Consider the following 4146-nt stretch of genomic DNA (forward strand, 5'->3'; position numbering starts at 1 on the left):
CTCCCCCCGGCATGTAACACGATGGCCTGGTTTTACGCCGCCGAATGGCCGACTTTTGCTCCGCCGTTGACAATCTTCAGTTCACGCGAAAGAAGGCGATGGCGTCGCGAAAGTTCGTTCATTTCCAGGCTGCGCTTTACCATGAGCGCAATCTGATGAGGTGTTAGCGGCTTGAACAGATAGAGATAGGCGGCAGAGCGACGGACTGCCTCGCTGTCAGCTTCGTCGCGATTCTGCGAAGAGACCGCAATTCGACAAACCCCCGGATGTGACACGCGCGCGCGTGTCAGTATGTTGTCCTGGGCATCGTCCACCGTGTCGAGATCGCAAAGCAAGAGGTGTACTTCGATGTCGTTGAGCCGCTCCTGCGCGGCCTTGCCGTCCTCAGCTATGACCAGCCGGTAATCTGCTCGCTCCTTCAGCCCAGCTCGCGCCGCGCTGATCAGCGCATCGTCGCGCGAAACAACAAGGATCGTCAATTCCCCGGCCAAATGCACCTCCCAACATGCAGCGGACCGCAACTGCTACTGCCAGTCGCGACCGATGTGCAAGGAAAGTTTGCATTTCGCCTGCTAACTTAACAATGAAATGTGCTTGGAGGCTGGTAACAGGCGCTGTCGCTTGCGCAATTTCCGCGTGGATGCAGTTAATGGCCGCCCAGAACCCGCTTCTTGAGCGAATGGAGCGCAAACCACACGGATCCCAGGACCGGCAGCACCAGCAAAGCGATCGCAACTTCCGGATCAACCCAGTCAAAGTGATGGGACGCACCCTTTATGGCATACCCTAGCAGGCCGATGGCATAATAACTCACGGCCACTACTGAGAGGCCCTCGACGATCTGCTGCAAGCGCACTTGCATCGTCGTGCTGCGCTCCATCGATCGAAGCAGCTTCGCGTTCTGGTTCTCGATTCGCGTCTCGATGCGGGCGCGCAGCAGTTCGGAGATTTGGCGCGCACGCCGTGTCAGCTGGCGTTCGCGCTCAGTCAAGGCGGCGCAGGTGCGCGCTGCTGGCAGGAAGCGGCGTTCAGTGAAGTCGACGAGCGAAGCGAACCCACGGATCGGTTCCGGAGCAAGTTGTGCGAGCCTCTCTTCCACCAGACGCGAATAGGCTGCGGTAGCGTTCATGCGATAGCCGATTGACGTGGCAATGGTCGAAAGTTCCAGGCTGAGGTCAGACAATTGCGCCAGCAAATCATCGTCAGAGGCCACCGAGGACGTTACGGCCTTGGCAAGTGCGGCCAATTCGCGTTCGGCCGCGTCCAGCCTTGGCCAGGCCTCTTGTGCCACCGGCAGCCCCAAGAGCGCCTTGTTGCGGTAATTCCCAAGCTCCTGCAATTGCTGCAGTTGCCGGGTGAGATCACTCCGGTCGACTTCCCCGGCTGACACCACAAGGCGCCCCCGGCCATCGGGGTGAATGCGAAAATCCGACCAGATACGCACTCCCCCGGAGAGGCCGCATGACACAAGCTCGCTGCGATTGAAATCAACCGCCGGCAATGCCCTCTCGACTTCGGCTTCGTCGCCACCAACCCAGATCGATGTCGCGCGAATGATTGCGCCCGGCAGGGTTTCCGCCCAGTCAATGGCCTCGCCCACCGAAGAGTCCAGTCCGGGGTCGAGCAAAACTTCGATGGCGCGTTCCGGACAAAACACTGTCAGCGTCGAACCTTCGCTCTGTCGCTCCCATGTAAAGGAGACGTCGCCAAAGAGTGCACCTGACAGGTGGCGCGGATTCTCTTCATCCGATTGGCTTCCGCACAGAGCGGACAAGACTGAGCGCTCCGCCTCACGCTCGCCAGGCCCAACCTCAAGCACCCACTGGAACACTGCGACCGGCAGTTGCAACAGCGGCCAGCGACGCAAATGCATTTCGCTGACAACTTGCCGCCGCAACTCATGTTCTCGCATAGCCTCATTCCCCGCCAGTGGATTCCGGGCCAGACCTATTCAAACAAGCGCGAAGCCGCAATGCCGGTAAAATCGATCTCGGCTAGCTGCCATCGGACATGGCCGCAACAATGGGCAGCTATCCCTCGTTCACTCCCCAAAACCTGCCGTTCCGGACCGTCCAACAAAGTTGCCGCTTCAATCTTTGATCGGCCCATATGTCAACGGGTCCCTGGTCCAGGATGGACCGAGGTGGAAATCTTCGCTTGCCGACGGTACCGGGCCATCAGGTTGGGAGGCGACATAAGGAGGGCAGGGCGGCTCCACCTCTGCCTTCGTTCGCAGGACTTCGCCCATTGCACCCGCCCTTCCGCGGAGAATGCGGACCAGCCACGACAGGGACAGGAGCATAACGCCAGCTCCTCGCCCAGCGAGGCAGTAATAGAGGCAACGCTGGTAATCGTCGCAGTCCGCCGAAAGAATGCCTGCCAGCCTTACCTTTGCCCCGGGTGTCTTTCTCTGGACCGCCTCCAGCACCTCGAGCAGTTCCTGCGCCGCGTAGTAGGCGTCGAAGGGCTCGACGCCCAGGCTGGCATTTGCCACCATTCGCATGGTCGGCAAGATCTCCTCTTCGACGGCGGCATCCATCAAGGTGACCTCGGGATCGAATTTGCCAAGATCGAATGAGGTACGCATCGCTTTCTCCTTCGACACTCCGACTGCGTATGTGCCGGACCAAGGTCAATGAGCGATCGAAGGGGTCTTCGATGCAGTCCGAAGCGAGGGGAGGGCGGCCCTTTGGTGGACACCGTTTGCTCGACCTCCCGCCGCAGCGCACGCCGATGAAGGATCAGGCATCGACAAGCCGCATTCCCGGGCAGTCCTCGATCACCTGCGGCCGCCATTCGCCGCGATCGGGGTGCTTGATCCAGATCTGGTCGGGCTTGTACTCCTCGCCATCGAGGAATTTCTCGCGGAAGGCCTCCCAGGTCTGCGATTCTGACATCAGGCGTTCGCAGAAATGCACCTCGTCGCTGACGGCGATGAACAGGCGCCTGAGCAGGTCGGGCGCCTGGGACAGGTCCACCACGCAGCTGTCGAAGCGGGTGGCGAAACTGGCCATCTGGTCGCGCAACCTGTCGAGAATATCGCCGACGCTGTCATAGCAGGTGAGCGCCAGCAGCACCTCTTCTTCGCATGCATCATAGGGGTGCCGCTGTTCCCGCAGGTCCAACAGGCAGAGTCGCGGAAGGGCTTCCTGCCGTAGCCATACTCCAGCGGGCCATGCGCCGAAGATCAGCGATGCGTCACCCAGCGTCTCGAAACCACGACCGAGATTCTTGCGGCCGAGCATTTGGGTGTTGCCCAGATCGATGGCCAGAATTGCCTCCTTTGCACGCAGCTTGTCGGCGATGATTTCGGTGGCAACGCTGGTAACACCGGTGCCGCCGGCAATGCTCTGGACTGAGATTATGCGCATTTGTTGATCCTCCTCGTGAATGTGGACTTGTGGGGATGTGTAATTGTGGGTCTGTGGGCGTCAGAGGCCGAAAGTGCAGATCGCGTAGCCGGGCGGCGCGAGGCGCTCGATCCGCGACCAGAAGGTGCTTTCCCCATTGGGCGCACGCCGGTTGGTCGGCACCGCAATCTCTGCCATGGGGCCGCGAACCTCGATCACCGTGCCGCAGTTGCTTTCGTCGCCGATCGCCAGGTTCCGCTGGAACTCCGCGATCCGCTCGCTCGCTGCCTCGAACCGCTCTTCGACCGCGGCAATCCGGCGCTCTTCCTCGTCGACGACCGCAGCGGCATCGGCAACGGTCGGCAGTCGATCCGGGTGAAACAGGTAAATCGCCGTGGTGTTGGACAGGCCGCCGAACAAACGCCCCATCACCTGGCTCCCGATATCGCCGGACCGTGAAATCTCCGAATTATCCATCAGGAGAGACACGAACCCCACCAGCGGCTCGCCTCCGCTGCCGTCGCAGATCGCCACTTCACCGCGCCATTGATGACGATACCCGGTGGGTCGGGTCAGGTGGGCAATGACGCGGTTGCGGAACATCCCGGTCCGCAGGTCATCGGCCGGGACGATGGTGCCACCGTGAGCCTCGCAACTTTCTGAGAAGACCTGCTGGCTACGGCGCGTGACAATCATGGCGTCGGTATTGCCGCGCTCCTTGAAGAGGGCATAGCGTGGGAGGTACGCCAAGCAACGCTAAGGACGAACAATACCGGAACGGCGTGCAAGGGCATCA

5 protein-coding genes are annotated in these 4146 nt (G+C 60.8%); all 5 read right to left on the reverse strand.

The genetic code is table 11. The annotated features are described in order from the left end of the window. Positions 1–32: 32 nt before the first annotated feature. A complete protein-coding gene (locus tag AC58EF_RS28175) occupies positions 33–491 on the reverse strand; it encodes a response regulator (RefSeq protein ID WP_497279672.1) in 459 nt (152 codons plus the stop codon). 155 nt (positions 492–646) lie between these two features. After that, the gene (locus tag AC58EF_RS28180; protein ID WP_007015740.1) at positions 647–1912 is read right to left on the reverse strand and encodes a DUF3422 family protein; all 1266 of its coding nucleotides are present in this window, start codon (positions 1910–1912) and stop codon (positions 647–649) included. 177 nt (positions 1913–2089) lie between these two features. Continuing rightward, positions 2090–2587: a hypothetical protein gene (locus tag AC58EF_RS28185; protein ID WP_039330979.1), complete on the reverse strand. Its 498-nt coding sequence runs from the start codon at positions 2585–2587 to the stop codon at positions 2090–2092. A 154-nt stretch (positions 2588–2741) separates the two neighbouring features. Next, positions 2742–3371: a hypothetical protein gene (locus AC58EF_RS28190; RefSeq protein ID WP_007015738.1), complete on the reverse strand. Its 630-nt coding sequence runs from the start codon at positions 3369–3371 to the stop codon at positions 2742–2744. 60 nt (positions 3372–3431) lie between these two features. Next, positions 3432–4046: a hypothetical protein gene (locus tag AC58EF_RS28195; RefSeq protein ID WP_058818290.1), complete on the reverse strand. Its 615-nt coding sequence runs from the start codon at positions 4044–4046 to the stop codon at positions 3432–3434. Positions 4047–4146: the final 100 nt, after the last annotated feature.

It is taken from the genome of Sphingobium sp. WR1 (assembly GCF_059693745.1).

Excerpts from the sequence above, each read along its gene's own strand:
- AC58EF_RS28180 (WP_007015740.1), bottom strand. The coding sequence starts at position 1,912 with ATGCGAGAACATGAGTTGCGGCGGCAAGTTGTCAGCGAAATGCATTTG.
- AC58EF_RS28185 (WP_039330979.1), bottom strand. The coding sequence starts at position 2,587 with ATGCGTACCTCATTCGATCTTGGCAAATTCGATCCCGAGGTCACCTTG.
- AC58EF_RS28190 (WP_007015738.1), bottom strand. The coding sequence starts at position 3,371 with ATGCGCATAATCTCAGTCCAGAGCATTGCCGGCGGCACCGGTGTTACC.
- AC58EF_RS28195 (WP_058818290.1), bottom strand. The coding sequence starts at position 4,046 with ATGATTGTCACGCGCCGTAGCCAGCAGGTCTTCTCAGAAAGTTGCGAG.